This is a genomic window from Bacillus benzoevorans, assembly GCF_014207535.1.
GTDB lineage: Bacteria > Bacillota > Bacilli > Bacillales > Cytobacillaceae > Bacillus_BD > Bacillus_BD benzoevorans.
Genome location: NZ_JACHGK010000002.1, coordinates 1 through 25,638 on the forward strand (window position 1 = coordinate 1; position 25,638 = coordinate 25,638).

Here is a 25,638-nt window from a genome sequence, read left to right on the forward strand (position 1 = left end):
TTAAAATATAATAATAGCTTAACTGGATGAGTAGTCGGAGGAAAAGTGTTCATTTCTATCTAGCAAAAACTGTTCAATTTAGTTTAGCAGTTACATTGACCCGCCTTCTTTCCTAAAAGTAATAACATCTAGCTCCTATTTTAGTTCCATACTTTTACTCCAGCATCATTATATAAACTTGCTTCCTGCTAATCAAGTTAACTATTTCTCTCTTTTCATTCTTCTTCCAATCGTTGCAATATATAAAATAAAAAAGCAACTAAAATAGAGGAAGAAAAACATGAAGAGGTAACAGAATGCAAATGAAAAAGACGGGATTCGCATAGAATCCCGCCCTTTGTAGGGGAATGTTTTATATACTTACGTTCTATTACAGGTTATTTTCTGCGGTAAACACCTCATTTTTCATTTTTATAAAAAATGTTCGTGTTTATTTAGAAACAGATCCTTTGTTCAAGCTAACCATCCCCTATTTCTTTTAGTTTTTACAACTTTAGGAAAATTGGGTTATGTTATTTTGATAAACACCTCATTTTCAAATGGGTTTGAAACGATTGGTGTATCAGATCATTATGGTCGTGCATGACAACCATCCCTTTATAGAAGCATTGCTAAGCATATGGGTTACCTGAATGACTTGTCCTTGACAGACACCTCATTTCAAAGGTTGATGATTTAATCATCTGTTTGTTCCCCCTACTCTAATTAAAATGTCCCCTTTTTGAAATTTATATACCTGCTTAAAGCGATTTTATAATTCTTAATTTAAACTGGATAAAATAAATTATAAAATAAAAGGGCGATGGAATGATGGTTTTTATGTGTATTTAGCACAAAGTGGAACATGATAATAAAAATGAGATCACTAAAAAATATCATGTTCACTGTCCATCTTTTGTACCAGCAGGTGAATTGCCCGAGTGTTGTACTCCTGCACATTTGTCGCAATCAAGGTTGGTATTCCTTGAGGTGGGAGTCTTCTGTCGGAAATCCGATAAAAAACGAATAATGGTCCATCCAATTTTCAGCTGGATGGACCATTTTCGTTATAAACTAACTAGTATTAGTCGAAACTAATATAATTCAAATACGCCTTACTGTCAGGAGTATTTATTGGACAAATTTCAACAAGCGGCACAGGCACTCAGATTAGGAGAATACGGTTGTAAATCTTTCGCCAGGATCTTTATCGAAAAATGAAATTCCTTCTCCCACATTATCAATCGTCCATGTAATCGTTGGATTATCATGGTAAGCAATATAACCGCCGCAGAATACTTCATTACGGTTTCCAGATGGATCAAAGAAGTAGATAGTTGTTCCGCGGGTAATCCCGTGGCGAACCGGTCCTTTATCAAGAGAGATATTATTTTTCCCGATAATATCAGCTGCTTTACGGATATCACTCCACTCTTCCAAATAGAAAGCGATATGGTGTAAGCCGCCGTTAGGCCCTTTGATAACAGCGATATCATGCGCTTTATTTGAAACAAACAGCCATGTAGCCAGCGGGGTTTCACCATCTTCAAGGACAACCCTTTCAGCCATACTGAAGCCAAAAACTTCTTGTAATAATTTCGTCGTTCCTTCAACATCTTCCCCTGCAATTAAAAGATGGTCAAGACGCGGAGGCGCCATACCCACTAAGCCATCAGGCCATGGAGCAGGATTGACTAATGGAAGTCCATTCCCCACTTTTTCAATTTGAGAATATAATTCAATATATTGTCCTGTTGGAACTTGGAAACGAACGGCTTCCCCTTCAGCAACCCTTGTTCCAGCCGGAATACGTTCTGTCGCCACACCATATTCATTTAATTTTTTCTCATACGTATCTAAATCTTCATCGAATCTTACTTTAAAAGCAAGATGATCTAAACCGGCGGAATCGGCTTTTTCCAGGATAACGCTATGATGATCGTGTTCATCCCATGCTTTAAGATAAACATGATTCTCATCACGATAAGTTTCAATTAAACCGATGACATTTTTGTAGTACTCAATACTTTCTTCCCAATTAGGTACTCTTAATTGTACTCTGCCTAAACGCATGATTGTCATTTTACTTCCCCCTCATATCTTAATAGATTCGAAACTCCCATTCTCTAATAAACAATGTAAACACTTTCATTACTAATTTTATATTAAAAACTATCAAATTGTAACAGCAAAAATCTACTAATTTTATGAGAATTTTCGTCACAATCCTACGAAACTGCAATTTTTTAGCAAACGCCAAAATTCTTCGATCACTTCAACCTTAAGATACAGCTGTTTTCACCAAGTGACACGGGCACTCAGATTAGCAGGAATAACCCGGAACAATGTACCTATCCCTCTGTCCTTTGATCATTCTAAGGACCAAGGAGTAACTAAGGAAAATACAGATGCTATGCGTGGAGAAGGAACGTTTTCAACTTGTATGGAAGTACTAAAGAAGTTAAATGCAGCTGGATATGGAAGGGAGAAAGGCTTAGAACTTAATCTTGTGTACAATCCAGGGGGATCCTTTTTGCCAGGCAGTCAACAAGGTTTAGAGAATGATTATAAAAGAATTCTAGGAGAAAATTACAATTTATCGTTCAATCATCTCTTTACCATTACAAATCTTCCGATTGGCCGCTTTGCCCAGAATTTGAAGAGGAATAATTCGTTGGCAGAGTATGAAACATTGTTAGAAGATAACTATAATGATGAAGCTGCTAAGAATATCATGTGCAGAAGCCAAATTTCTGTGGGATATGATGGATTGCTTTATGACTGTGATTTTAATCAAATGATCAATATGCAGACAAAAGGTGCAAAAACACTACAAGAACTATTAGAAAAAGAAACATTAGATAGAGAAATTGTATTTGGAAATCATTTTTATGGTTGCACAGCTGGAGCAGGCTCTAGCTGTGGGGGAGCGCTTGTTTAAGGGGGACAGGTCCCCTGTCCCATGTTGCGTGATCGGGACAAAGTACCTGTCACCGTGTCCTTTTCAAACTCACTCAGTTGTCGTCAAGGAAGCCTGAACATCTGGATTAATTTTCGCGAAGGGATAGTTAATTTGTTCATCGAATTCTACCCAATCGAGATTTGCCATCATCAACAGATAGCGTTTGCCGCTGGCAGGGTCGCTGATGATGATGTGGTCACGACCAGCCGTTTCTACCCGCCCGCGGTAAACCATCGCATTCCATTTGTTATTACCTTGATAAGTAAAGTAGAATGTACCAATCTTACCTTTGTTGAAACGTAGGATATTTTCGATAAATGATTCTTCTATCGCGCCTCCCGGAAATTGCTGCCCAGCCCCCATCGGAACCACTGGGACTGCATACGCTGGTCCAGAATGCATGGGCGCTACGGAACCGCTTGGTTGTTGTGCGCCCATGCTCCGCATCATGGAATCTGGATAAAAACCAGGATTATAATTCATTGAATAATAACTAGAATCTCCATAAGTCATGAGAAGATCAACTCCTTTTTAATTTATCTATAAAACTCTGGGCAGTAGCCCGGTACCGCGACATAAAAGCAATGGTTCTTGTGCGCGAAATCGAACGTCGTCATGGGTGATCTTGGCATTGTTTGGGTACAAGGAGCTCGGAACCTTTTCCCTGGACTGGGGTTAAAAAACCATAAACTCATTCTGGATCGAGGCTCCCTATGACCATTCAACAACCTCCTAGCCCTTTGGAGGTCAGCTTCTTTGGGACGTTGTGTATACAATGTTCCATTTAAGACAGGCTCAAAATGAGGAATTCCAGTACCTGGTATGGTTTGATAGATCGCATGTCTGATATTGCGCAACCCTTTAAAGTCAGGAGCACAGTCAGCTTCAACCCGATTGGACACAACCGTTCCCACCATATTCATCCCTTGGACTCCTTCACCGGTCGCTTCTGCCAGCATGAGCCTTGATAGCTCCTCCACGTCACGTGAAGTATGTTTTATTCTTCTCCCCACTTTCTCACTCCCTTCAACTTATACTGGTAACTTATTACCTGAAGCCAATTTTGGTACCTTGCCTGTCAGCCCATACTTTAGAATTTTATCCTCAACGAAATGCAAAAGCTAAAGATCAGGAGCTAAACAAACAAGCGACACCTGAAATGGTGTCGCTTTGTCATTTAACAATATTTAACTAAAGCAGCTTTCGTGAAACAAGAAACTAAATTGAAATTACTGAATTATTCTAATAAACCTAATAGAACATACTCTTGAATCGTTACTGCGCCAGTTGCTGGTAAATTATTTATTTTCTGAAACTTTTCGATTGCTCTTTCAGTGCTTACATCATAAATACCATTTTCTATTCCACCATACAACCCAATGTTTTTTAATCTATGTTGAACAAGTTGTACTAGATTTCCTTTCGAACCAAAAGATAGGTTTTTAAACTCTCCTTTACCTTTTCCAGTAATAGGTCCTTCTATATAGACCATTGTCCCTGTGGGGATTAGTTCAAATAATGACTCTACATCTCTATTCCGCATACGAATACAACCACCGCTTACATTTTTACCAATTAGACTCGGTTTATTTGTTCCATGTATCCCATATTGTCCCCAAGGAACGTTTAAACCTAACCACCTTGTACCAAACCCGCCTCCCCATGATCTTGATTTTTCTTCCACCTTGAAAAGCCCAATCGGAGTAGGAGAACTTTCAGTACCTGACGCAACAAAAAATTTCTTAATTACTTCGTCATTTTTTAAAACAATGAGTTCATTTGTCCATAAATTTATCCTTATGTATATATGATCATTATGTTCCCCATGGACGTTCGTAGTCGAGAATAAGGTAACGACAAGAACCATTATTTGTGCAGCAAATAATTTCTTTACTTTTCCAATTACTCATACACCTTCTTTTTAGTGTTTTTCAACGAGTTCTTTGTTAGTAAGTATTGTTTGTAAATTCCCCCTCAAATTATTTATCTTAGTTAATCCCTTCAATTTTTTATTAAGTTACAAACCGTATTATCTGCACAAAAAACATGAAATATGAATGGAAAAGATTAGACTTCCCATAGGGACAGAGGTCAGTCCCCTGTCCCATGTTCCGTTAATAAGTAAGAATATAAAATACAGGAAATTTAGGAAAAAAAAGGAATGGAGTCCCAAATTAATCAAGATTGAATCCGATCATTTTTCAATTTTACATATCCATTTATAGTAAGCCCGTAAACTTAATAGTAAAAAAGGGTCCAACATTATGGAATACTGCATTTTCCACCAGCCATAATGAAAGAAGCCCCAAGGTTCGGGCAGTAATGCAATGAGTTCATATACGGTTATAAAAGTAATCCAAAAAATATAATAACGAATCTTTTTTAACCAAGAAACATGATAAGGATACCAGTTCAAAAATATAATATTTACTGGTGGTACAAGGATTGTATAGACCAAAAAGTTGTGCCATTCAATTCCTTTATCAAAATACCAGTAACCACCCGTCTTTTCATCAATAATCAGATCAGCCCAAGTTATAAAGATGATTGTAAACGCCCAAATGTGGACGATTTGATTTTTAGTAAGATGCTGGTTTTTCATCTTATAAGCAACAGTGTTAAAAATAATAACGGAAATAACTAGTAGCACCATAAAAAATGCCCCTTATTGATAAACGAATTCGCTTAAATGATAACATATTTTTCCCTTATAATTGGAAATGATTCTTCACCCACTACGCAGGTAATAAAAATCCTATGTATATAATCGTCGTAATTTTCATTTATTATCCTATATATATCTTTGAATACTATATAAAGAAATAATAAGAAGGACAGGTCCATCATCCCATCACAATGAGGGGATAAACTTGGATCTGTCCCTGCATCCCTTACATTCAATGTAAGCATATTTTAGAAACAATTATTTTATTGTGCAGCCGGAGGGTACACAGTTGCAGTAAGCCCACCCATACATGAAAGCTCATCAAATGGAGCAACACCAGCCCCCCGAACGATTACTTGATATTCATAGGTTCCTGCTGGACCTGGAATATCCACACCCTTTAAGATGGAGGTCCAGGTATAAAAAAGACCGCCTGGAGGCTCAAAGTCAGGTCTAAGGTGCCTTCCACTTACAGTAGCAATTTTTAGAAAACTAGGAGAAGTCGCAGTGCCTCGAAATAGAAAATATAACAGTGAAATATCAAACGTTGGAAACCCGCCTGGATCAGCATAAGCTTTGGCGATTGTTTCTATATACCCATCTAATAACACCCTTTGATTAGCTTCAGTGGTGGTTACGACAATATCCATAATAAAAAAATCATCCGGTTTAGAAGGAATGAATTCGTCTACAGGTCCGGTGGAAACAAAAAGTGCTGGTCCTCCCCCTGATGGCCCAGGAGGTCCTTGAGGTCCTTGAGGTCCAGGGGGGCCTTGGGGGCCGGTACCAGTAACAGCTAAAAGTGCCACATCATCAACAACAATAGATGCACTATTAGAAAGACCACTCTTGATAATCTGTACTAATGCATCTGTCGTTCCATCGGGTGCAATAGTAGTCGTCCTATAAATTTCCATCCAATCTCTTTCATCGTTGTTTGGAAGTCTGCCACTCTGAAAATTGGTCATTAGTGCGGTTGCTAATGGATTAGAACTACTATCTCTGTATGTGATCACGATAGAGATTGGCGGACTAGTATTGGTTCCAATTTTTGCGAGTGAAACACAGAATTCGAAATTTTCTCCTGGAGTGATAGGAACACTTTGAGAAAGAGTAATTGTGCTTGAGCCGCCAAGAATTCTTGCACTGAAAGGACCAGAATGGCTATTTCCACTTACAATCCTAACACCGCTAGAACCACCTCCAGTAAAAGAAAATGGCAGGAGTTGACCTGACTCAAATCCACCATTTACAATACGGTTACTGATCAATAAACTCACCTCCCATTCTTTAACTTCAATATATATATTAAAGTTCATTGTTTTAGCTTGTTTATTTACCCATACACTTCCAACAGAATTTGTAAAATGAAAGCCGTAATCAAGTCATGCTTACATAATCGTTCATGCCAAATATGCAAAAAAAGCTGCTCAATAGTCAGAGCAGCTTTTCGGGAAAGGGTCAGCCCCCACTACATTAATGCGTTAACGCTGCAGGGGCTGACACCACCATTTGGTATTTTTTCATACCGAATTATTTACTTTTGCTGGTTAAACCAAGCTATAAAATTATTCACAACGGAACCCAAAAACTCAATTGTTGATTGATCTGTAATGTCTCCGTCCGCATTGATTTTCGTATGTACGGCGCCAACATATACTTCATTACTTGGCAGCAGTGGAGAATTAATGCCTGGTGAGAATAAAATATCACGCAAATGCAATTGGGCCTTTACTGTTCCCAGATTTCCCATTGATGCCCCCATAATCCATGATGGCTTGCCAATCATGACCTTATCGACACGTGATAACCAGTCAATGACATTGACTAAAACGCCAGGAACGGTACCATTGTATTCAGGTGTCACCCATAAAACAGCATCTGCATTTTTCACTTTGTTTTTTAAATCGGTGACCACTTCCGGAGGATCATTTTCAATATCCTGGTTATAAAATGGAATTTCACGAATGTTTAATATTTCAAGATCAAAACGCTCTTGATAACGCTTTTGTACATATTGAGCCAGCTTTAGATTATAAGAGTCCTCACGAATACTTCCAACAATAGCAACAATTTCCATTTCTCATTCCTCCATATCTTCCTATTAATATTAGAATTATTTCTTATAGGGGTTCCGTCAGGAAAATGCGGATTTACAACGCTAAGCACATTTTCGAGACGATTCCCCCATTTTTAACAACGTTAAGATAGTTTTAGTGGTCTTAAAGAGCCTATAGAGATTACCTTCTCCGGATTAAAATGATATTCTCCTAGTAAATTAATATGTTCCCAACCTAGAGGCGACATATGGTGTACTAATTCTTCATTAAAACTACCAGACTGTTTTTGATATTCGACTGCTTTTGTTAGATGTAAGGTATTCCAGATACTGATGGCATTAATGATTATATTTAAGGCACTGGCCCTTTGCAATTGATGCTGTATGGTTCGTTCCCTAAGTTCACCTTGTTTTCCAAAGAAAATAGCCCTTGCCAATCCATTCATGGCTTCTCCTTTATTCAATCCTCGTTGTATTTTTCTTCTTAATGATTCATCCGATATATAATTCAAAATAAAGATCGTTTTTTCTATTCGGCCCATCTCACGTAAGGCGGTAGCTAAGCTGTTTTGTCTTGAATAGGAACCTAGTTTACCCATAAAAAGAGATGCTGAAACTGTTCCTTCCCTTATAGAATGAGCTAATCGCAAAACATCTTCATAATTTTCTTTAACGACCTTTGTATTTATTTGTCCACGTAAAATGGTTTCTAATTTCGGATATTCACTTGCTTTATCTATTGTAAATAATTTTGAATCTGATAAATCTCTTATTCTTGGAGCAAATTTAAATCCTAATAAATGAGTCAGCCCGAATATTTGGTCTGTGTAACCAGCTGTGTCTGTATAATGCTCATCTATATTTAGATCCGTCTCATGGTGCAACAATCCATCCAAAACATGAATCGCATCCCTTGAATTTGTATGAATAATCTTTGTGTAATAGGAAGAGAATTGATCACTCGTAAAACGGTAGATGGTGGCTCCTTTTCCAGTCCCGTAATGTGGGTTTGCATCTGCATGCAGTGATGAAACACCTATCTGCATTCTCATACCATCTGACGAGGATGTTGTACCGTCGCCCCAATAGGAGGACAATTGTAATTTATGATGGAAATTTACTAATATGGCTTGGGCCTTATTCATTGCATCCTCATACAGGCGCCATTGAGATACATGGCTAGTTGCTTATATGTAAGTCCGGGTGTGGCTTCGGCCATCTTGCTTAAGCCAATATTCATTCCCATTCCTAAAAGGGCAGCCATGATAATGATTGTTTCCTCCTTATCTGGTTTTCGATTATTGGAAGCATGAGTGAATTGCTCATGAAATCCTGTTACATGAGCAACATCCATAAGTAAATCAGTTAATTTTATTCTTGGTAGCATCTGATAAAGGCTTGCGCTAAATTTTTTTGCTTCTTCTGGAACATCTTTTTCTAAGCGTGCAAGTGACATTTTTCCTTTTTCAAGAGAAACCCCATCTAACTTGTTGGAATTGGCAGCTAACCACTTTAACCTTTCATTAAGGCTACTGGTTCTCTCTGTTATATAATCTTCGAATGATAAACAAACTGATAATCTCGTATTCCCCTTCGATTGATTCCATATATCTTCCGAAAACAAATATTCCTCAAAATCCCTATATTGTCTGCTGCCAACAATAGAAACATCTCCTGCCCGAATATGCTCCCGAAGTTCTGATAAAACAGCCATTTCATAGTAATGACGATTTATTGTTGTACCATCATCCTCGTATAAATGCTTTTTCCATCGTTTTGAAATAAAATCCACAGGTGAGTCATTAGGAACTTTTCGTTTTCCGGATTCGTTCATTCCTCGGATAATCTCAACAGCCTTTAAAAGTGGCTCATTTGCCTTTGTGGAATGAAATTCCAATACTCTTAATAGCGTTGGCGTATATTTTCTTAGTGAATAAAACCGTTTTTGCAGTAAGTCTAAATAATCATAGTCGGCAGGGCGTGCAAGCTCCTGAGCTTCTTCGACTGAAGAGACAAAAGAATTCCATTCGATAACAGATTCTAAAACCTCAAAAACGTCTAATTTTTCCTGTTTTGCTTTGATCAAAGCTTGTCCGATGTTCGTATAGTGTATAACTTTCTCATTTAGCTTTTTACCGTTTTGTTTCTGAATTTCCTCTTGAGCCTTACGGCCTTTTGATAACAGACTGAGTATTTGTCTGTCATGAATTTCAAAAGCTTTATCCGTTAACTCCTGAGTAAGATTTAATAAATAGACGGTTAATATTGAATAGCGTTTATTTTCTTGAAAGTCACGGAATGCATAAGGCTCATATCTTGAACCTAAACGAGATAGCTGTAACAGGCGATTGCGATGCAAATGACTAATTTTTACCGTCTCCAAATCTATTTCCCGTATGTATTCCAGCCGTTCTATTACTTTTAGAAATGTTTCGGGTGAAGGATGACCCGGTGGTTCCTTTAACCAACCCAATATTGTTTTATTGGATTCGGATGGAAGTTGCGAAGTTATGATCTCTTCAAGTTTTTCTTTTTGCTCATTTGTTAAAGACTGACTAACCGTATTAAATAGCTTCTTTTCAGCCATTGCTCTTGCCTCCCACACCATTCTTTCAAGTGTAGTGATAGCAGGCAGTATGATTTTGTTTTTTCTTAGAAAATCTATGCATTCATGCAGTAGATGAATGGCATCACCATTTTCCAAAGCTAATTGATGAAGGTGCTTAAATGTCATTCGATATTCACTCAGGGTAAAAGTTACAAAGTCGTATTCACTTCGAATTTCTTTCAAATGATCCCAAAGTGTATTTTCCCTTTGAGGATAATAGCTAAGCGAGGATGGACTAGCACTGATTTGTTTCGATATATATTGTATAACCGAATCTGGGATGCTTTTAATATGAGTGTATGGCCAACCGGGATACCCAAGAACAGCTAATTGAACGGCAAACCCTAAACGGTTTTCTTCCCTCCTTCGCTTATTAATTATTTCTAAATCACGTTTGGAAAAGGTGAAGTAGGTCCCCAATATCCATTCATCTTCAGGGATTTGCATAAAAGCCTGTCTCTGTTCCGATGTAAGCAATTCTCTACCTCTCGCAATTTTCATTCAGTATCATCCCATTTCTGTATTTTTCAATTTATTAGCTCAATTATATATCAATAGAGTGTACTCTATTGATACAAGTGTAATAGACTGATAAAATCATAGTTAAGAGCGTCTCATAAGGCTTGTCTCAAAATTGAGGTGATATTTTGCGAAAAATCGGTTATATACGTGTCAGTTCGACTAGCCAGAATCCTTCAAGGCAATTTCAGCAACTCAACGAAATAGGAATGGATATTATTTTTGAAGAAAAAGCTTCTGGAGCAACAAAGGTTCGTGAGCAACTTCAAAAAATGTTAGAGGATTTACAGGAGGGTGATATTATTTATGTTACAGACTTAACTCGGATCACTCGAAGTACGCAGAATTTATTTGAATTGATTGATTTAATACGAAGTAAAAAAGCAAGCTTAAAATCACTCAAGGATACATGGCTAGATTTATCAGAAGATAATCCATACAGCCAATTCTTAATTACAGTAATGGCTGGTGTTAACCAATTAGAGCGAGATCTTATACGTATGCGTCAACGTGAAGGGATTGAGCTGGCCAAGAAAGAAGGAAAGTTTAAAGGCCGATTAAAGAAATATCATAAAAATCACGCAGGTATGAATTATGCAGTAAAGCTATATAAAGAAGGAGGTATGACTGTAAATCAAATTTGTGAAATTACAAATGTATCTAGAGCTTCTTTATATAGAAAGCTATCGGAAGGAAAAAAATAATCCATTTAAAACGAAATGACGAATGCTTATAGCGGTCTCATCAAATATTGTCAAGTTACCAAAAAAGGAGGCATATGGTGAATCGAAACTAATTTGTTTGGCACTTTCGTTCTAATACCCATTAATCGGAAAAGGTATACCACGAAAATTAACTGTACCCATTACTTTGTTGTCTACAATGGAATCAATGGTAAGTATACCTCTAATAATGGATCTACCCGCAATAGAAGCATCAATCCCCCATACGGATGGAAAGGGATACTAACTTTGGTTGTCTGTGCAATTTGCAAAATTAACCTCTCCTTGATTATTTTATATAGGATTTAAACAAGTGTTTCAACAAAATTAAAAAAATAAAGATAGATTTGAAAAATGTGGTGAGTATGGATTGAGTTGTATTTAATCATAATTCTGTAGGAACGATACAGTATATGCACAGAGAATCACTTGGGTGTTTTGTTAAGAAAGAAGCATCGATAATCAATCAGCCTACTGTCTAGATGAATAAGAGTTTGCATGACTCACGAAAAATATGGAGCATTAATTGCTATTTCTCATACATATGGTCTCGCAGTTGGAAAATTTCTTTGCTTAAAAATAAATAAATCATCTGATTCAATGAAATGTAAAGCCTATTATCACCTATTTTTATATGTATCTCAGACGAACTCCTATACCTCCTTTACTCTTGGATCATATTCTATTTGTACGAGGTGGTGTAAAATGTTTAAACTATATTTAGATCCTGGTCACGGGGGAGTGGACCCAGGAGCTATTGGCAATGGGATGCAGGAAAAGGAAATTACCTTAAGTATTTCCCTTAGCATCCGAAATCTCTTGGAAAACCATTATAAAGGTCTGCAAATTAAAATGAGTAGAACAACCGATATTACACGCAGTTTACAAGAACGCACAGATGATGCGAATGCTTGGGGTGCAGATTATTTTCTATCCATCCAAGTTAATGCACATAACGGTTCAGCTCATGGGTTTAAAGACTTTATTCATAACAGTTTGCCTGATACATCGAGAACGGCATTAATTCGGGACATTATGCATGAAGAGGTTCTCAAGGTAAATAACTTACATAACCGCGGCAAAAAAAAGGTCAATTTCCATGTACTGCGAGAAACCAGAATGCCAGCTTTATTAACGGAGAACGGATTTATTGATCATGCAAGCGATGCCCAAAAACTAAGGGACCCGAATTGGCGGCAAGCGGTCGCTCAAGGTCATGTTAATGGTTTAGCGCGCGCGTTTAATTTGAAGAGAAAATCGTCTAATCTGAAAAGCGATATGGCTATTAAACGTGTAATTGTTGACGGTGTACAAGTAGGGGCTTACGCAGAAGAAGAAAATGTGTTGAGAACTGTACAACGCAACCTGAGAACTGCACAAAGGATTATTATTGAAAATGTGTAGTTTCGTTTGGAAAACAGGTGCCTGACTACGAGTACGTTAAAGTTTTATCAAACTGGATAGCCATGATGGATGAACAAAATATACGCTAAGCCTTTGATCATGACCGGCTTAGCGTTTTTTTCTTGCTCTAAGTTGGTCCGACCGGTATAAGCCGGACTCAAAATGTGCTAGCTTACGGCTTTAATGTCAGATGAATAGAACGTAGTTGTTGAGGGAATTATAGCTCATGATGTTTCCATTCCCAATTGTTGGATTTGAGGTGAATTTTTGCCTAAGATTACTCCTATTCAGTCATACATGATTATTATGCTTTCGGTTGGATTAATGAACCACGTTATTATTGGCCCGTTACTGCTAGGAGCATCAAAGCGAGATGCCTGGCTTGTAGTGCTTCTTGTTTTTGTCGCTTCACCTGTTTGGATTGGTTGCTTGAACTACATCATTCAAAACATGAACAATCAACACGTTAAGAAGTGGCTAGATCAGCACTTTGGAAAGTTTTTATCTGCAATCTTAGTTATTATTTATAGTTTGTTATTATGGCTCATGGGCTTTATTTCCTTAAAAGATACTCTAACATGGACAATCGCGTTATACTTGCCTCAAACACCGATACTAGTTCTTGCGGGAACAACACTTGTTGCATGTTACTTTGCTGCCTTTCAAGGACTCCGTACGATCGCGATTGTGAGCGGGATAATGTTGCCATTTGTTGTTATTCTGGGTCATCTTGTGGCGATTGCAAATTTTCAGTTTAAAGATTATACCCTGCTTTTTCCTTTGTTAGAAAACGGGACAGCTCCATTATGGAAAGGTGTTCCTTACGTTGCCGGGGGATTGCTGGAGTTGTCTTTGTTGATGTTGATGTTTCAGCATAAGTTAACAAAGAAACCTGGATTTAAAAGTTTAATGTTGATGTGCCTCATCCTTACAGGCCTTACGTTAGGACCATTGATGGGATCGATTGCGATATTCGGCCCTGATGAAGCGGCTAACCAGAGATACCCCGCTTACGCTCAATGGAGAATCGTTAGACTGGGAGAATATGTGGAGCATGTCGATTTTTTTTCGATTTACCAGTGGCTATCCGGTACATTCATTCGTGTGTCCCTTTCCCTCTATCTCCCTGGGGAATTATGGAATTTACAAAAATGTAGATGGTTACCCGTGTTACTTGGCGCATTCGCCATGCTTGCTGCCATTTTGCTGCCGATTAGCGACATGGCTTTTCTAGACCTGTTAGGAAGATTTTATTTTCCTTCATTTTGTATCTTTACAGTAGGGACCTTGATCCTGTATGTCGGTCGAATTATCATCTCAAGAATTAGCCAAAAGGAGTGACTAGCTAGGATGAATAAACTATTCCGACGAATGATAAGATTATTTGGAAATCAGGGGGCAGAAAGCAAGAGGCCATCGCCTAATACAGAGGCAACAGTCTTGCAACCGCTTAATGAACAATCACTAATCCAACACTTTAAAATGTGTCAAGATGTTAAGCACCATGTTTACAAATTAAACCCTAATGATGAACAATCGAGAATCCTATTGATTTATTGTGAGGGTTTAAGTGACAACCAAACGTTCATTCATGAGACAGCGCTTCCTCATTTGACCCGATTTTATGAAAACAATGGTTTTCATCTTCATGAGGAAATTGCCGAGTCGAGCCAACTACAATTGGAGTTCGTTACTCTTGAGGAGTGGGAGCAAACGGCCGAAACGGATATTTTTGAAGGCAAACTGCTTTTGTTTATTCCGACCCTACGTTCCTTGTTCTCCCTGGATATCTCAAAAAAACCGGCGCGAAATCCGGAAGAATCCAGTATTGAGGTCTCGGTACGGGGGTCAAAAGATGGATTTGTGGAAGAACTGGGAGTCAATGTGGCGTTAATTCGGAAACGAATCAAATCAACCAGCATGGTTTATGAAACGAAAAAAGTAGGCGTTCGCACGAAAACAACCGTTGCAATTCTATACATGCGTGACATTGTTGATCCTAAGATTGTTCAAGATGTAAAGAATAAATTAGATGATCTTCACATTGACGGAGCGTTTAGCGCCACTCAGCTAGAAGAATTAATGGAACCGACAAAAGCATTGTTTCCTTTGATGGGGTATACAGGCAGACCAGACTTTACCGTTAGCTGTATGCTAAATGGCCGTGTAGCGTTGATTGTGGATGGTACACCGGCTGCCTTAATCGCGCCAGCCAATTTGTTCCTGCTCCTGAAAACACCTGAAGATATCCACTTTACTGCTTTGTCGTCTACATTTGGTCAAACGCTTCGTTTACTCGGGATTTTTTTTTCACTGCTGTTGCCTGCATTTTGGGTTGCCATTCTTTCCTATCATCAAGATCAACTGCCCTATTATCTACTTGCAACATTGGGGATTAACCGGTTGGGAATCCCTTTTGATGTAACAGTTGAAATGTTAATTGTACTTATCTTCTTAGAAATATTGCGGGAAGCAGGTGTCCGACTCCCTTCTGCAGTCGGATCCACGGTAACGGTTGTAGGCGGACTTATACTGGGGGATGCGGCCATTCGTGCAGGATTCTTATCCCCTGGTATTGTTGTCATCGGAGCAATTACACAGATTTTTGGTTCAACTTTATCGAGCCTTTCATTAGCTGGAACAATTAGTATTTTACGCTTCTTTCTTTTCATTCTATCTGCCATGCTTGGCATTTATGGCTTCTTTCTTGGATTATTTATTGTGCTCAGCCATTTAGCCTCATTGCGTTCATGCGGCTTGCCTTACTTGGCCCCGATATCACCTCCATTTAAAGACTTTGCCAACGCTTTGTTCCGATTACCTTGGCAATGGCGAAACACACGACCGGACATGTTGAAGACACGAGATTCTACAAGGCAATGGGACAGGCAAAAATGAGGAGATATAAAAGTATGGTTGCACTTCTCCTCCTCCTCACCCTTACCGGGTGCTGGAGCAGATATGAAGTGCAAAACATGAACTATGCAACGGCTGTTGGAATTGACTATGTCGATGGCCAATACACCATATATGTGCAATTGCTTGATTTCTCGACAGTGGCAAAGCTGGAGGGGCAGCAAAAAGCGGAGCAGCCCCCGGTTTGGGTGGGAAAAGGCGAAGGTTCCTCGTTTACAGAAGCGGTAAATGATTTGTATAGTACATCACAACAGCGCTTAAACTGGGGACAAATCTCTGCCATCTTGTTCAGCGAGAGATTGATGAAGGAAAACAAAGTCGGAGAAGTGCTGGAATTGATCAACCGTTATCGTGAAATAAGGTACTTGGCCTGGCTGTTCAGTACGAGAGAGCCTCTTGAAGAAATCTTGCTGGCAACACCATATTTTAGATTATCGCCAAAGGCATCAATTCTTCTCAATCCCGAGCAAAATTTCAGACAGCGTTCTATCCTTGCTCCGGTCCGCCTGCAACAATTTGTACTGGACTCACACGAAAAGGCTAGAACCAGTTATATACCGGAATTATCGCTTCGCAAAGGTCAATGGCAGGAAAGTAATAAACCAAAAGAGATTCTTAGGTATTCAGGCATACAAGTATATGAACTAGGCAATTATTATGCACGAATGGATCTTAAGGATCTGTCTGGATTGCCCTGGCTAAGTACTCACACGATCCGAGTGCCTCTTGATTTGTTTACCGAAGTGAAGCTTGCTGCTGTTCTTGTCGCAGAAAAACCCGAGTATGACGTGACCCCGATTGTAAAATTGGACAAAGCATTTTTCGACATTTCTGTTAATGTGAAAGCCGGAATCAATGAATTGCATACTGACCTTACTGAAAAGGAAATCACACAAATGGCTCAGGAAAAAATAGAGGAGCAAATCCGTAAAACGTATCAAACAGCTTTTAAAGAGGGTATAGATATTTACAATTTGGGCGAATCTTTGTATCGCAAACATCCACATCAATGGAAACACATTGCCACAGGAAAACAGCAACTCGTTTTAAACCAAGATTCCCTGCGTCATGTAAATGTTGAGGTGAATATTGTTTACCCTGGAAGATATAAATTACATGAACATGGGGAATCCACCTCGTGATTCTGGTAAGGGAAATTATTGCCCCCACCCTGCTTCTTCTGCTTAGCGTTGAAGAAGCAGGGTTTTTGTATCCAAAAAATAGTTTAACGTTGTAAATCCGCATTTTCCTGACGCTACCCCTTATAAGTTGCAAGAAAAGAGGTCTTTCGACAGGTGACTGTGCACTCAGATCAATTCTCGAAAAAGGAAAAAAACGCCTCCCAACATGTATAACTGTGCCAACAGCTTTATACATGTTGGAAGGCGTCCCACAAAACGAATGGTTATGAATTTAGATTATGATCAACGAGTGGCATGCCTCCCATTCATCACCAGCACTCACTCTACATTACGAATCCACCATCAACATATAGCGTTTGTCCAGTCATAAACCGGCTCCAGGCAGAGGCTAAGAACATCACGGGTCCGGATATATCATCAGGCGTAGCAATTCTTTTTAATGGTGTTTGCGCAATTATGATTTCCTTCAGTTCTTCCTTTGTCGTTCTGCTGGCGTCCGTTGGATAAACAAGTCCAGGGGCCACACAATTTACTCTGATGCCAAACGCTCCTACTTCGGCAGCCAAGTTACGGCTATACCCCAATAGCGCGGTCTTTGCTGTATTGTATTCATGATACGGAACGATCGGTCTTTCGACTAAGTTGGAAATCATGTTAATAATACTGCCTTGACTCTGTTTCTTCATGATTGGAACGACGGCTTGACACATATAATGGGTCGAGCGCACTGCCCCATCGATTTGCGCCTGGTAATCCTCCCATTGCAACTGCCAAGCTAATTGACGATTTTCCGGATCAAATTGGAAAGGTTTAAAAGCATTATTGACCATGACATCGATTTTTCCTGTTTCTAAGACAACTTGTTCAACCATTCGATTCACGGCAGATTCAGAGGTGACATCCCCCTGAATCGCCCATCCGTCTCCGCCAAGCTCGATACACTCGGACGCCACTCTTTCCGCCATTGCTTCATTTTGCAGATAATTGACGATAACAAAGGCCCCTTCCTTTGCAAAAGCACGAGCAATCGCTGCTCCAATTCCACGGCTTGCCCCTGTCACGAGGACTACTTTTCCTTGAAAATTCATTATTTTTCCTCCAAGAACTCCTCTGTAATTACCTGCGACATATCCAGTTTATTCTTCACCAGACCTAACCGTTGGTACGTATCAGCTCCTTGCTGTAAAACAGACACATCCATAGCTCCTAATCCATTTTCTTCTGTTCCCGCAGAAATACTAGAGGCGTTCCTCAATTTAATAATCTCCAGATTCACTTTTTCATCCTTTCCATCAATCGCAGCCTTTTTCGCTAGTGTTGCTGCTTCTTCTGGATGCTTCACCATCCACTCCGCACTGTCACGATACGCTGCAATAAATTTCTTCAACTCGTCCTTTTTCTCTTCGTATGTTTTCTCTGTGACAACGAAAACATCACTTGGGATATTCAGGTAATCTTTTACCTCAATGACATTTACATCTCCTAATCCCTTTTGTTTCGCAAGGAAAAGGCCAGTATCAGTGGCGGCTGTCGCATCCACCTGTCCTTGCATGAGCGGGGCAAAGTTTGAGATGCCTGTTTCCACAATATTGACATCCTTTTCCGTAAGCCCGGCCTGATGTAAAAGAATTAATAAATTTTGCCGCGTTCCGCTTGTTAAACTATAAACACCAATGGTTTTTCCTTTTAAATCTTCTGGTTTCTCAATCTTACTTTGTTTTAAAGACACGACATTGAACACATTCTGAGGATAAATATTATAAATAACCTTTAATTTTTCTCCCTTATCTAAGGCAAAGTAAAGGGAACCTGGGTCGGTAAAGGCCACGTCCGCTTGACCCGAAAGGATATTTTTCACAGCATCACCGCCGCCGGCACCAGGAATCACCGTTAAATCTATTCCCTTTTCTTTAAAAAAACCCTTTTCTTCATCCACTAATAGATTGGTCGCCTCTGTAATCGGCTGACTCCAGTTTGCTACCGTAATCGGCTGCATCTTTTCTTTTTCATTGGTTGAACCTGTCTCCTCTTTTGCTCCGCATGCAGCGAGGAACAATAAAATAAAGACCATCCATAAACTTTTGAGTTTCATCTTTTTATATCTCCTTTTGATATCTTTTGGACCACTTTTTCTCAAACCAAGAAACGATGAGATAAAGAATCATGCCAAAAATCGTTAATAGTAATAAAGCGGCAAACATAAGCGGTGTATCCATCATCGCTTGAGTAGCGATAATAAGCGCTCCTAATCCTTCACTGCCTCCGATAAATTCCCCGACAACGGCTCCAACGACTGCTAAGACGACAGACACGCGGAGCCCGGCCAAAATTCCCGGCATACCTGCAGGAATTTTCAAATGAATTAATGTTTGCAAGCGTGTCGCTCCCATCATTTTAAATAGTTCCTGTTTTTGCTTGTCGCTTGACTGAATCGCTGTCACTGTACTTTCGAGTAACGGGAAAAAACAAACTAAAGCCGTGATCACCACTTTAGACGTCATCCCAAAACCAAACCAAAGGATAAATAAAGGAGCTAAAGCCAGCTTTGGCACAGCCTGGCTGGCCACAATATAAGGGAATAGAAGCTTCCGTAAAAAAGTGATCTCTCCCATGAGGATTCCAGTAATAAATCCCAATAAACCGCCAAAAAGCAACCCAAGGGAAACTTCTGTAACAGTCCGATAAATATGCTGCGTGAAATAACCGCTCGAAAGCCCCTCAATAAGAGTCTTCAAAATGACGGAAGGTGCCGGCAGTACAAGTTCTGACAAAGTTGCAGCTGCACCTTCCCATACCGCGAGTAAGAGAAGCAGCAATAAAAACGAATAGATGGGCATTTTTTTCATGATTGTTCACCGTTCATCGCTTGACGTAGTGATAAACATATTTCATTAAAATAGGGTTCATATCTCATACTCATCGTGCGCGGTCTTTCTAGCTTTACAGGTGTTTGATAGACAATTTCACCTTGTGCCATGACAGCTGCTACGTCTGATAAATAAACAGCTTCCGCAATATCATGCGTAATAAAGAGAACGGTGATATTGTGCATATGACACATCCGTAGCAGATCGTCTTGCAGTTCTTCTCTTGTAATGGCATCCAGTGAGGCAAAAGGTTCGTCTAGAAATAACAGGGAAGGCTTTTGAATCAGAGCTCTCGCAAGTGCCACGCGGCTCTGTTGCCCGCCCGATAATTGCAGGGGGTAGCGCTCACGATAAGATTCCAATCCAACGAGTTCCAATAACTCCAATGCCTGATTTTTATCCTCTTTTGTGACTTTCCGTTTCAGCTTTATGGGAAGCAGCATATTCTCCATCACCGTTTTCCATTCCAAAAGATTCGGAGTTTGGAACACAAATCCACATTGTGGCGAAGGTTTCACGACTTCCTTTCCTTGCAGCCTAATCCTTCCTTGATCAGACGAAAGCAAACCGGCGGCCAGCTTTAATAGTGTTGTTTTTCCGCAGCCGCTTTTTCCTAATAAACAATGAAACTCCCCTTCTTTAATTTCCCAGTTGATTCGGCGCAGAACGGGATCTTTCCCTTGCTGATAGCTATATGTCACATCTTCGATTGTCAAAAAACTCACGTAAATACCTCCTAATCCACATAAGGAGCAAACCGTTCACTATCCCCTTCGGCCGAGGATTCGATATCCACCATGTTAATTAAATCCAATAAATTAAAGCGGCCGTCATGATGCCAGCCAGCTTCTGGTGCCGTCATCCTCCCCAAAGCCGTTATTCGTGTAACTCCTATCGAGGCTAAACTTTCCGACCATTGAAAAAGTTCCTTTGGACTTGCAGCCATTCCGACGGTTTGTAAAAAAGAGAGGTAAGGTTTCATCGACGGAAGAATGTCTTCTATTTTTTCAAAGGCGATGACTCGAATCACCCGGTTCAAAGGACTTGGAGTAAAGTCCATCGCCTTTTCTTCATAAACGACCGTCCAATCATTCCCATCATTTCCAAGCACTTCTTTTCCTCTATTTGTAAAGACGCTCATTTCCTCCTTTTGCCGCCATGAAGCAAGAGCCGCTGATTCTTCCATGGAAAGAGCGCGCCGCGGATATCTTGTACCAAGGTTGTCCAGCTCTGTCGCCATATACTGAGCAAACTCCCGCGGTGTGACTTTTCCGCCCTTTTGCACATAAAAGAGATGGGGTGAATAGCAGCCTTGCTGGTCATAACGAACGACATCAAGGGCGGCTTGATGAGCGGTTCTCCAAGCTTTTTGCGCATCTAAGGCTGCACTTGAAATCATGCCAAAACTCACTTTATGACCAAATGGCAAAAAACGTGTTGTAATCGGAATGCGACTTTGCAGGGACTGTAATGACTGGTTCCCGCCGTATCCGATGACGAGGTTCGATTGGTCAAATACCGCTTTCTCTCGCTCTTCATCTCCGCCTTTCCACCACACAACTGCCAAGCAGTTGGCTAACCTTGGCTCCACTTCTACTAAAGCTTGCGCAAACCAGCCGGCAAAAAGGGGTTCAGAACTCGATACTTTTCCGATATTTCCTGCTTTCACTATGAGACCCGATACGAAACTCCATAGCGGCAATGCCGGAACATTTCCTGCCCACACATGAGTGATGAGTCCGGGTCCGATTGCTTTGGAAAAACCGCCTTTTACGCGCGGCTGAAAGTCATCAAGCAATAATGGATTTCCTAAGTCTTCCACAACAAAACGCTGGAGCTCATGTTTACGAAATGATTTTAAATAAGAAGTAAGCCCAAGACGGATCGTTTCTTCATCATAACCTGTGACAATCGGTAACAGCTTTTCCGCCTTTTGGCGATAGGATGAGCTTCGGTCTAAGAATCGGTCCATTACTTTATCAATGATCCCCACCACTTCAGATACGGTAAGTGATTTTAAACCTTCAGCACTTCCCCTTTTAACGGTGTCGATAACTTTATTCATTTGTTCATTCGACAAGAGCGGCAGTTCCACTTCCAAATCGTGGAATTTAAGGATTTTCCTCTCAAATTCCTCTTCCCCGATATCGGGAATATAACCAGCTACTTCCCTCATTTCGCAAAACCCTTCGCTAAATGAATAAACTCCTCAACAGCAAGCGAGCAGCCTCTTGCTTCGGCACCTTCCACTCTTCCTAATAGGATAAATCCATTCTCAGCCTCAATTCCGAGATCCTCTGTGAGAATCGTCGTCACCGAATTGAAGTTTGCTAAATCACAATGTACAAGTACGCCGCGTTCCCCCTTTGCCACCTCTTCACCTGTTAACGGATTGATCACTCTCGTTCTAATCCAGCTGGGTCCTGATTTAACAGACGGAACAACTTCATTTCCATCGTCATAAAATTGCGTACTTAGCTCCGTTATTCCATACATATTGATACAATTGCTTCTTTCCACACCAAAATATTTTGTCAGCAATCCATAAAACTCATTCAAATCTAATTCTTTTGATTGATTCTTATAGCCTCCTGTATCGAGGATCTTACTTCCTTTTGGTAAATTGAACGTCTTTCCTAATCGTTTTAATTCCTCAAACAGATGGACAAAGCTATAGCTTGCTCCGAGTAAAGCATACGGTTCTCCCGTTTCTTCAGCACGCTTTAATTCACTCAGTATTTGTTCCATGTCTAACCCATTCTCATTTAATAAATAACAGCTGCCTTCTGTACCAAACTCCTTTACCCCAACGGCTAAATAATGTGCTAACGATGAATTCGGCAATTCCTTAATTGTTGGAAAAAGCACGCCCATACGGATTTTCTCTGTTTCTTTCATAAATCGTTCTTTAAAGTTTACGATCATGGAAAGTTCCCTTATTTCTAGCGTTGATTGATAATGCCTACCTTTAATCCCTTTTGTCGTACCGCTTGTCATAAAAACCGCGACTGCTGCTTCCGGGTCTGTACAAGTCAATGGAACCTCTTTAAACGCATTCATCGGCACAAACGGAATGTCCCGCCAATCTTTTACCAGTCGCGGTGTTTTTCCTTTTTGGCGGCAAAAAACTTGATAAGGAAGGTTATGCTGATATTGATAAGAAAAAATACGTAACGCTAATTTGTTAAACGCCTCTTCGGAGGGCTGATTCTTTTTGATAAATGGCGAAAGTTCTTCTATGATCTCTTGCTGCTGACTCATCTGATCCAATCCTTTCAAACACAAAATAAAATGCACCCTGCCTAAGCAAAGTGCATAAAATGACTGTTCTCATGCTCCCTGCGCTGGCATTACCCATCAGGTTCAAACGGTCTACGACGGCCTAGTCGTACTCTCAGCCTGATTCCACAGACTCCCGATTTTCATTATTATTCATACTATTATAATAGTCTACTTATTTTTCTACGATAATGCAAATCCTATGTTTTAGAAACATGGGGACTGTTCTTAACATAGCCTATAATAAATATTTGGTTACTAAATCATTAACAATCTCATTTTGTTCAGCGGGTAAACAATGAGAACTATTCGGAATCAATACTGCAGTGATTTTTGGAATAGCAGCAGCATTATCTAATGCCTTTTTTGTCGATGAATAAACAACCTCTTGTTCACTAATTAATACTAGTGTTTCAGCCTGTAATCTCTCAAGTTCCTCTTGCTTAAAGACCTTTGGTGCAACACGAAGATTAATTTTTCCATACTTATAGCCAATAAAAAATTGGTTATACAATGTTTCATTAGGAACATTTTGCTTAGCAAACATCCAATTATATAAATTTCTTATAAAAAAAGAATTTCTAAACCACAATGCCGGAAACAATTTAAATGGAGATTTCCAATTTAAAGGGGCAAAACTCATAACAGGTGCAAGTAATACTAATTTTTTGATCCGTTTAGAATTTAAACTGAATTGTAAAGCTATCCACCCACCCATAGAGTCCCGGTTAAGGCACCCATATAAACGTTGACGATCACTTTAGGGCTGCCACTATTAACTATCGCAATTGAAAAAAGAACTTTGAATAAGAAAAACATAGGGAGATTTAAGTCTTCCTATGTTTTCATTCACATTATTTATCTGTTTGTTTTTGCTTCTTTTTCAAATACTCCGTACGCATTTTTTCAAGTTGCTGCTTTTTATCAAATTTGGCAGGCGTCTGTTTTTCATGAAACTTCGTCACAGCTGCCTGACCTTTATAATCCAATTGATATTTTCCCACTTTGTTCACCTACTTTTCTTGTCTTTAAACTTTCTAATAGTCTTTATATCCCTTAGATCTTTGCAGCTCTTCAAATATATCTTTCTGCCTATGGAATCAGAATATTCAACCTTTCGATAAGTGACTAGGCACTCGGATCTACACTACTTATTTGGAAGTGACTCCCATATATTTTCAAGCCATTTATCAAAATCCGCCCCCTTGTCACCTTCATACGTATCATATACATCCAGTCTCATCTTCTGTACCTTTACTTTGAACTCCTGATAGCTATGACCTGCTGGCAGACTCTTTTTGATTCTTAACAAGATTTTAGTAGTATCTTTAACCAAATCACCTTTTTTCCTAGACGGTAATTCAACATCTTCACCTAATTTTTTCAAAGTACGGAATGCAGCTTCTTGCACCTTATACACAGCATCATTATTCATTAATCGCATAAGAATATCGATTGTTTGTTTATTCTTCCAATGCCCTAACTCGTCCACCGCATCTAAACGGTCTCTCCAACTTGATGTTCGATTGGCCTGCTTTTTTAATTCCGCATAATTTTCAGGTAGTGCACTTATTTCTTCTGTTTTTTTCAATTAATAAAACTCCTTTTATCATCCATTTGACTTAATGATACCATAATTTACAACTAAACTTTATTTTTCGATAAAACAGACAGCGGTGTTCTCCAAATCCGTTAAAATTTCAGTGTTTTCATTGCATCATTATATCCAATTATTTGCACAACACAAATGTATTGCGATTGAATGGATTACAATTGCAGCTATATCGATTAAACAATCATTTTCCAGCTGGAAAAAGCCAGCCAGTTTTGCCGTTGCTCATAATCGGGTAGTATTTTACCAACTAGACGCCAAAAGGATCGATCGTGATTCATGTGTACCATATGGCACATTTCATGAACGACAACGTAATCGATTACCGCTAACGGTGCCATAGACAGCCTCCAATTAAATGTTAACTGTCGCATTGAATCACAGGTACCCCAAGTTTTCTTATTATCAGCTATACGTACAGAACGCGGTTTTATTTTAAAGTAGCTTTGATAGAATTGAATACGCTTCTCCACTAACGCTTTACACTGCTGATAATAAAACCGTTTCAAGGCTTGCTTTATTCTATCCTCTTCATGATGTTTCACATATATATGCAGCTTATCCCCTTCAAACACAACATTGTCTTTCTCGATGTCTGAATCCTGAAAGATCAAAATGGGAAAAGCGTTTCCTAAATAAAGAAAACTTCCATCCTCATCATAGACGTTCTCCTTGTGTCCAACAGCTCTATCCTTCATTTCTTTTGTCCTTTGTTGGATAAAATCCCAGTGTTCCTCTAGTAATTGAAGTATGCATTCTTTAGAAGTCCCTTTTGGTGCTTGCACTTCAACATTTCCATAAAGATCTATATTAATGCCCATCGTTGTACGCTTTTTATAAATTAAATCAAATCTGATTGTCTCGCCAGAAAAAGTATGTATCATTTAATCTCCTAGAATTTCCG

General features: G+C 39.4%; 23 protein-coding genes and 1 pseudogene. 6 read left to right on the forward strand and 18 right to left on the reverse strand.

Annotated elements, in window-relative coordinates:
* Positions 1-1,149 precede the first annotated feature (1,149 nt).
* Positions 1,150-2,061 carry a catechol 2,3-dioxygenase gene (locus HNR53_RS03280; protein WP_184522788.1) on the reverse strand — a complete coding sequence of 304 codons (912 nt, stop codon included), beginning with the start codon at positions 2,059-2,061 and terminating at the stop codon, positions 1,150-1,152.
* Positions 2,062-2,512: 451 nt separating this feature from the next.
* Here HNR53_RS03280 and HNR53_RS03285 point away from each other — a divergent pair, with 451 nt between their 5' ends.
* Positions 2,513-2,920 (forward strand): DUF3641 domain-containing protein, encoded by a 408-nt coding sequence (locus HNR53_RS03285; RefSeq protein ID WP_221452209.1) that lies wholly within the window; start codon positions 2,513-2,515, stop codon positions 2,918-2,920.
* A gap of 69 nt (positions 2,921-2,989) precedes the next feature.
* Here the strand turns inward: HNR53_RS03285 and gerQ are convergent, their stop codons facing one another.
* From gerQ to HNR53_RS03320, 7 genes and pseudogenes are all read right to left on the reverse strand, one after another.
* Positions 2,990-3,343 carry a spore coat protein GerQ gene (gene gerQ / locus HNR53_RS03290; RefSeq protein WP_377802029.1) on the reverse strand — a complete coding sequence of 118 codons (354 nt, stop codon included), beginning with the start codon at positions 3,341-3,343 and terminating at the stop codon, positions 2,990-2,992.
* 134 nt (positions 3,344-3,477) lie between these two features.
* Positions 3,478-3,900, reverse strand: a complete 423-nt coding sequence (locus HNR53_RS03295; protein WP_221452210.1) for a cell wall hydrolase — start codon at positions 3,898-3,900, stop codon at positions 3,478-3,480.
* A gap of 278 nt (positions 3,901-4,178) precedes the next feature.
* The gene (locus tag HNR53_RS03300; protein WP_184522796.1) at positions 4,179-4,808 is read right to left on the reverse strand and encodes a L,D-transpeptidase family protein; all 630 of its coding nucleotides are present in this window, start codon (positions 4,806-4,808) and stop codon (positions 4,179-4,181) included.
* A gap of 327 nt (positions 4,809-5,135) precedes the next feature.
* Positions 5,136-5,594 carry a hypothetical protein gene (locus tag HNR53_RS03305; protein WP_184522799.1) on the reverse strand — a complete coding sequence of 153 codons (459 nt, stop codon included), beginning with the start codon at positions 5,592-5,594 and terminating at the stop codon, positions 5,136-5,138.
* Between the two features lie 275 nt (positions 5,595-5,869).
* Entirely contained in the window at positions 5,870-6,877 is a 1,008-nt protein-coding gene (locus tag HNR53_RS03310; RefSeq protein ID WP_184522801.1) for an NTTRR-F1 domain, read from the reverse strand.
* A gap of 266 nt (positions 6,878-7,143) precedes the next feature.
* A complete protein-coding gene (locus HNR53_RS03315; protein ID WP_184522803.1) occupies positions 7,144-7,686 on the reverse strand; it encodes an NADPH-dependent FMN reductase in 543 nt (180 codons plus the stop codon).
* Positions 7,687-7,808: 122 nt separating this feature from the next.
* Positions 7,809-10,774: pseudogene (locus HNR53_RS03320) on the reverse strand (Tn3 family transposase).
* 146 nt (positions 10,775-10,920) lie between these two features.
* On the opposite strand from HNR53_RS03320, the gene HNR53_RS03325 reads away from it, so the two are divergent.
* From HNR53_RS03325 to HNR53_RS03345, 5 genes are all read left to right on the forward strand, one after another.
* Positions 10,921-11,496: a recombinase family protein gene (locus tag HNR53_RS03325; RefSeq protein WP_184522804.1), complete on the forward strand. Its 576-nt coding sequence runs from the start codon at positions 10,921-10,923 to the stop codon at positions 11,494-11,496.
* 723 nt (positions 11,497-12,219) lie between these two features.
* A complete protein-coding gene (locus tag HNR53_RS03330; protein WP_184522806.1) occupies positions 12,220-12,918 on the forward strand; it encodes an N-acetylmuramoyl-L-alanine amidase family protein in 699 nt (232 codons plus the stop codon).
* Between the two features lie 267 nt (positions 12,919-13,185).
* On the forward strand, positions 13,186-14,259 hold the full coding sequence (locus HNR53_RS03335) for a GerAB/ArcD/ProY family transporter (RefSeq protein WP_184522808.1): 1,074 nt from the start codon (positions 13,186-13,188) through the stop codon (positions 14,257-14,259).
* A gap of 9 nt (positions 14,260-14,268) precedes the next feature.
* The gene (locus HNR53_RS03340) at positions 14,269-15,816 is read left to right on the forward strand and encodes a spore germination protein (protein ID WP_246439255.1); all 1,548 of its coding nucleotides are present in this window, start codon (positions 14,269-14,271) and stop codon (positions 15,814-15,816) included.
* 14 nt (positions 15,817-15,830) lie between these two features.
* Positions 15,831-16,976, forward strand: a complete 1,146-nt coding sequence (locus HNR53_RS03345; RefSeq protein WP_184522810.1) for a Ger(x)C family spore germination protein — start codon at positions 15,831-15,833, stop codon at positions 16,974-16,976.
* Between the two features lie 323 nt (positions 16,977-17,299).
* On the opposite strand, the gene HNR53_RS03350 is transcribed toward HNR53_RS03345, so the two are convergent.
* The 10 genes from HNR53_RS03350 to HNR53_RS03395 form a co-directional block, all read right to left on the reverse strand.
* Positions 17,300-18,064 (reverse strand): SDR family oxidoreductase, encoded by a 765-nt coding sequence (locus tag HNR53_RS03350; protein ID WP_184522812.1) that lies wholly within the window; start codon positions 18,062-18,064, stop codon positions 17,300-17,302.
* Positions 18,064-19,068, reverse strand: a complete 1,005-nt coding sequence (locus HNR53_RS03355) for an ABC transporter substrate-binding protein (protein WP_184522814.1) — start codon at positions 19,066-19,068, stop codon at positions 18,064-18,066. Before HNR53_RS03355 ends, HNR53_RS03350 begins: the two co-directional genes overlap by 1 nt.
* 4 nt (positions 19,069-19,072) lie before the next feature.
* Positions 19,073-19,822 (reverse strand): ABC transporter permease, encoded by a 750-nt coding sequence (locus HNR53_RS03360; protein ID WP_184522816.1) that lies wholly within the window; start codon positions 19,820-19,822, stop codon positions 19,073-19,075.
* Positions 19,819-20,568 carry an ATP-binding cassette domain-containing protein gene (locus HNR53_RS03365; protein ID WP_184522818.1) on the reverse strand — a complete coding sequence of 250 codons (750 nt, stop codon included), beginning with the start codon at positions 20,566-20,568 and terminating at the stop codon, positions 19,819-19,821. Before HNR53_RS03365 ends, HNR53_RS03360 begins: the two co-directional genes overlap by 4 nt.
* An 11-nt stretch (positions 20,569-20,579) precedes the next feature.
* Positions 20,580-22,019, reverse strand: a complete 1,440-nt coding sequence (locus tag HNR53_RS03370) for an acyl-CoA reductase (protein ID WP_184522820.1) — start codon at positions 22,017-22,019, stop codon at positions 20,580-20,582.
* Positions 22,016-23,104, reverse strand: a complete 1,089-nt coding sequence (locus HNR53_RS03375; RefSeq protein ID WP_184522822.1) for a LuxE/PaaK family acyltransferase — start codon at positions 23,102-23,104, stop codon at positions 22,016-22,018. Before HNR53_RS03375 ends, HNR53_RS03370 begins: the two co-directional genes overlap by 4 nt.
* Before the next feature lie 256 nt (positions 23,105-23,360).
* Positions 23,361-23,840, reverse strand: coding sequence for an alpha/beta fold hydrolase (locus HNR53_RS03380; RefSeq protein WP_184522825.1), 480 nt, complete (start codon positions 23,838-23,840; stop codon positions 23,361-23,363).
* 136 nt (positions 23,841-23,976) lie between these two features.
* Positions 23,977-24,126 (reverse strand): hypothetical protein, encoded by a 150-nt coding sequence (locus HNR53_RS03385; protein ID WP_184522827.1) that lies wholly within the window; start codon positions 24,124-24,126, stop codon positions 23,977-23,979.
* Positions 24,127-24,269: 143 nt separating this feature from the next.
* On the reverse strand, positions 24,270-24,713 hold the full coding sequence (locus HNR53_RS03390) for a HEAT repeat domain-containing protein (protein WP_184522830.1): 444 nt from the start codon (positions 24,711-24,713) through the stop codon (positions 24,270-24,272).
* A gap of 197 nt (positions 24,714-24,910) precedes the next feature.
* The gene (locus tag HNR53_RS03395) at positions 24,911-25,618 is read right to left on the reverse strand and encodes a M48 family metallopeptidase (RefSeq protein WP_184522832.1); all 708 of its coding nucleotides are present in this window, start codon (positions 25,616-25,618) and stop codon (positions 24,911-24,913) included.
* Positions 25,619-25,638: the final 20 nt, after the last annotated feature.

Excerpts from the sequence above, each read along its gene's own strand:
- HNR53_RS03395 (WP_184522832.1), bottom strand. The coding sequence starts at position 25,618 with ATGATACATACTTTTTCTGGCGAGACAATCAGATTTGATTTAATTTAT.
- HNR53_RS03345 (WP_184522810.1), top strand. The coding sequence starts at position 15,831 with ATGGTTGCACTTCTCCTCCTCCTCACCCTTACCGGGTGCTGGAGCAGA.
- HNR53_RS03330 (WP_184522806.1), top strand. The coding sequence starts at position 12,220 with ATGTTTAAACTATATTTAGATCCTGGTCACGGGGGAGTGGACCCAGGA.
- HNR53_RS03380 (WP_184522825.1), bottom strand. The coding sequence starts at position 23,840 with ATGGGTGGGTGGATAGCTTTACAATTCAGTTTAAATTCTAAACGGATC.
- HNR53_RS03350 (WP_184522812.1), bottom strand. The coding sequence starts at position 18,064 with ATGAATTTTCAAGGAAAAGTAGTCCTCGTGACAGGGGCAAGCCGTGGA.
- HNR53_RS03280 (WP_184522788.1), bottom strand. The coding sequence starts at position 2,061 with ATGACAATCATGCGTTTAGGCAGAGTACAATTAAGAGTACCTAATTGG.
- HNR53_RS03315 (WP_184522803.1), bottom strand. The coding sequence starts at position 7,686 with ATGGAAATTGTTGCTATTGTTGGAAGTATTCGTGAGGACTCTTATAAT.
- HNR53_RS03370 (WP_184522820.1), bottom strand. The coding sequence starts at position 22,019 with ATGAGGGAAGTAGCTGGTTATATTCCCGATATCGGGGAAGAGGAATTT.
- gerQ (WP_377802029.1), bottom strand. The coding sequence starts at position 3,343 with ATGCATTCTGGACCAGCGTATGCAGTCCCAGTGGTTCCGATGGGGGCT.
- HNR53_RS03305 (WP_184522799.1), bottom strand. The coding sequence starts at position 5,594 with ATGGTGCTACTAGTTATTTCCGTTATTATTTTTAACACTGTTGCTTAT.
- HNR53_RS03360 (WP_184522816.1), bottom strand. The coding sequence starts at position 19,822 with ATGAAAAAAATGCCCATCTATTCGTTTTTATTGCTGCTTCTCTTACTC.
- HNR53_RS03375 (WP_184522822.1), bottom strand. The coding sequence starts at position 23,104 with ATGAGTCAGCAGCAAGAGATCATAGAAGAACTTTCGCCATTTATCAAA.
- HNR53_RS03300 (WP_184522796.1), bottom strand. The coding sequence starts at position 4,808 with ATGGTTCTTGTCGTTACCTTATTCTCGACTACGAACGTCCATGGGGAA.
- HNR53_RS03340 (WP_246439255.1), top strand. The coding sequence starts at position 14,269 with ATGAATAAACTATTCCGACGAATGATAAGATTATTTGGAAATCAGGGG.
- HNR53_RS03355 (WP_184522814.1), bottom strand. The coding sequence starts at position 19,068 with ATGAAACTCAAAAGTTTATGGATGGTCTTTATTTTATTGTTCCTCGCT.
- HNR53_RS03295 (WP_221452210.1), bottom strand. The coding sequence starts at position 3,900 with ATGCTGGCAGAAGCGACCGGTGAAGGAGTCCAAGGGATGAATATGGTG.